A 3,362-nucleotide genomic window follows, 5' to 3' on the forward strand; every position below is an offset into this window, starting at 1 on the left:
CCATCACTCGTTTACCGCCCACACTGGCGATGGCGACAGGGGGAAGTCGGTAGGTGCCATCAGTGACACCACGCCAGCCCTTGGAGCCAAAGATATACTCAACTACCTTCCCCGTGTTGGGGTCGAATCGATAGTCCATCAAAGTACCTGCCTGATTCCCTCCGTCCGTCCACAACTGATGTCCCACAATCGATTCCACAGATTCCGGTTTTTTCGCTGTGGTTTCCGAGCCAAGGTAAACTAGAATGCTGTCGGAGCCAATCGTCTCAATTTCTGCCCAAGTAAATGACCGTTTTTTGTGACCGAGCAGTCCTGACTTGCAAACCAAACCCAAAACTTGGTGAGCAATTGGGTCGAGCCACAGCTCAGCTACCCGACCAATTTCTTCGGTGTTTTGGCGATTCAGTACTATCTGGTTGATTACATCACTGTGCTTAATGGCAGTTTCTGATTGTGTGTTCATCAACGTTCTCCTTAGTTTGAAATCAGAGTTTTTAGAGCAAATCTGGTAGCATTGGCCTTGTTAACAACTTGCATTTGCCGACCTTGACTCTATCCATCTCCTCCCCTCTATAGTCATCAGATTAGGCATCAGCTAGTTGTTTAGACCGCGCGCAGAGTATTTACTTAGAACTTCGGCTCCTTTGATTAAGCTCTGATGAAAGATTAATCAAACTTTGTGAAAAAACTGTGAGCATGCTACTGGCCTTGGGCGCTAAAAAAGCTTTTGAATGAGTGATCTTAATCCACAGACAGAATTATTCTGTAAGCATAAAATTGTCAACTGCTTGACCAGATTTGTAAACTATTGGTTTTGTTAAAATTCCTAACTCAAGGTTATCCAAACATGATGCTCTACAGGATAGCCTGAGCCAGCAGTAAGCTGTTGAAGACTTACGGATAAAATCAATCTGTAGAGTGCTTTATTATACCAATGTACTAAATCAGCGCGTTTATTCCCCAGTGTTGCGTAAGTCCTGATATTGCGTTTCGATTTGCTGAAGTATCCCTGATGTTAATCCTGAGAACGATCATTTAATTATCGCGTTTCTCGTACTTATGAGGTACAGTAGTCAATTTTATTCCCCCTACTCCTTACTCTCTACTCCCTGCTCCGTACTCCCTTGCACTTGCTCCTGCAGCCACTTAGTAATCAGTTCTGGACAATTCTTCTTAAACCAGCGCAGAGCAACAACTCTGAAGGCTGGTTTAGACATACGGGCAATTGATTTCATCATCCAGTTGAGGGAGCGAGACTGAAACTTTTTGTTGATCAGGTTGACTGATCCGACATCGTAGAGGCAATCGAGGATGAGCTTTACGGTAGCTTCTTCCCTCTCTACTAAATGTTCCAGAAGCAGCAGTACATCATGCATACGCTCCTTTTGTATGCGCTCTTCTTCCAAGATTTTCGGCACCTCGACCAATGGTTCGGAAGATGTCATCATAGTCGTGGTATCTATACTTGACTGTTCCAGGCTTGGATTCATTCCTTACACCCTAATCAAAAATGTACCTATGTCAGACACTATAACCTAGTACTGCGTCAAAATTAAATTGATAACCATTAGGTACCCTATTAGTTGCATGTTTGAGCCATCGATGCCTTTCCAGGGATTGCTTTGTTTTACCATCAAGCCCCTGGTTTGAGATAAGTTTTGTTTTTAACCAATAGGAAACTTCTGATCGGGGCATGGGAAATAGAGAATTACAGATTCTTGAGAATTTAATACTTTTAATACTTGATGCGATCGCGAACAGCTCCACTGCGAGGTGTACCTTTTTTATCATTCGCAGCACTTTTTTCCAAAAATTCAATAATCTTCCCCGCCACATCCACCCCAGTCGCCTTTTCAATTCCTTCTAGTCCTGGTGAAGAATTGACTTCCAACACTAGCGGACCACGATGGGAGCGTACCATGTCTACCCCAGCTATGGGTAATCCCATGGCTTTAGCAGCACGAATTGCTGTGATACGCTCTTGAGGGGTTAACTTGATTTTTTCTGCTGTTCCCCCTCGGTGTAGGTTCGAGCGGAATTCCCCCTCTGCTCCCTGTCGCTTAATTGATGCCACTACCTTACTATCAATCACAAGACAGCGAATATCCATACCCCCTGCTTCTTTGATAAATTCTTGGACTAAAATATTGGCTTCTAAACCGCGAAAGGCTTCAATCACCGACTTGGCAGCTTGATGGGTTTCTGCCAGGACTACCCCAATACCTTGGGTACCCTCCAATAGTTTAATCACCAAAGGAGCACCACCTACCATCTCGATTAAGTGGTCAATATCTTCGGTTAAATAGGCAAAGCCAGTTACGGGTAAACCAATACCTTCACCAGAAAGGATCTGAAGAGAGCGTAGTTTATCACGGGAGCGGGAAATTCCCTGATTTGGAATAGCACTCTTTACACCCATCAATTCAAACTGCCGTACAACGGCGGTGCCATAGAAGGTCTGTGATGCCCCGATCCGGGGAATAATGGCATCAAAGTCATCTAAGGGTTTGCCCTGATACATTACCATTGGCTTGTCAGCTGTAATATTCAGGTAACAGCACATATAGTTAATCACCCGCATTTGATGACCCCGCTTGTCCCCAGCATCCTTCAAGCGTCGGGTAGAATACAAGGTAGCATCTAGGGATAAGATCGCAATTTTCATTGGGTTTACCCTATATCACTAACGCTATATTTTAAAAATAAATCTTAGGGGCGCATCTGGTGCGCCCCTAAGGTGTGTCACTAATTGATTGTAAACCGCAGCAAGTCACAAGTGCGATTGGCCGTAGGCCACGCTACGCGAACGCATAATTTGATTGAGCGCTTTTTGTTTAGACTCAACAAAGTGTCAACGCTCAACACAGGTCACTTCAGGCATGGCCTTCCCAGCTCAAATCTACCGACTCAGCGATTACTGGTCGGTCGTAACCATTTTCATTCATCATCCACATCCCTGTCTTGCCATCAACAGTATTGCTCCAGAAAATGTCATCGTAACCATTCTTGTCAAAATCCATAACTCCTTGAAATTTCCAGGTGTCGTCAAGGGGTGCATTATTAACGAACACTGATTCTATGTAATCTGTACCTGCCATGCGCCAGTAGTAAACATTTTGGTTTTCAGTGTCAAGCCAGAGAACATCCGCGTTTTTATCTCCATCAAAGTCTCCGGCACCAAGGATTTTCCATTTACTGTTGGCTAATTCTGATTGGATTAGTACTCCTCGATTCGGCTCAGTGCCATTCATCAGCCAAACTGCATTTTCCCCAGTGGAGTCATTACGCCACAGCAGATCGGTTTGCTGATCACCGTTGAAATCTGCTGTGCCATGGATTTGCCAGTTAAGGTCTGAGACTGG

General features: G+C 44.6%; 4 protein-coding genes. All 4 read right to left on the bottom strand.

The window, feature by feature from the left end; translation table 11 throughout:
• A partial coding sequence (locus F6K49_RS37955) for a PRC-barrel domain-containing protein (RefSeq protein ID WP_293105394.1) occupies positions 1 to 463 on the bottom strand: 463 nt, incomplete at its 3' end.
• Positions 464 to 1,088: 625 nt separating this feature from the next.
• Positions 1,089 to 1,490: a hypothetical protein gene (locus tag F6K49_RS37960; RefSeq protein ID WP_293072267.1), complete on the bottom strand. Its 402-nt coding sequence runs from the start codon at positions 1,488 to 1,490 to the stop codon at positions 1,089 to 1,091.
• A 245-nt stretch (positions 1,491 to 1,735) separates the two neighbouring features.
• Complete coding sequence (gene rimK, locus F6K49_RS37965) at positions 1,736 to 2,665, bottom strand: 30S ribosomal protein S6--L-glutamate ligase (RefSeq protein WP_293105399.1); 930 nt, start codon at positions 2,663 to 2,665, stop codon at positions 1,736 to 1,738.
• A 208-nt stretch (positions 2,666 to 2,873) separates the two neighbouring features.
• Positions 2,874 to 3,362: VCBS repeat-containing protein (locus tag F6K49_RS37970; protein ID WP_293105403.1), on the bottom strand; the 489-nt coding region annotated here is incomplete at its 5' end.

This window comes from Moorena sp. SIO3I6 (assembly GCF_010672095.1).

Bases quoted from the DNA above. Each gene is read 5' to 3' on its own strand.
- F6K49_RS37960 (WP_293072267.1), bottom strand. From the start codon at position 1,490: ATGAATCCAAGCCTGGAACAGTCAAGTATAGATACCACGACTATGATG.
- rimK (WP_293105399.1), bottom strand. From the start codon at position 2,665: ATGAAAATTGCGATCTTATCCCTAGATGCTACCTTGTATTCTACCCGA.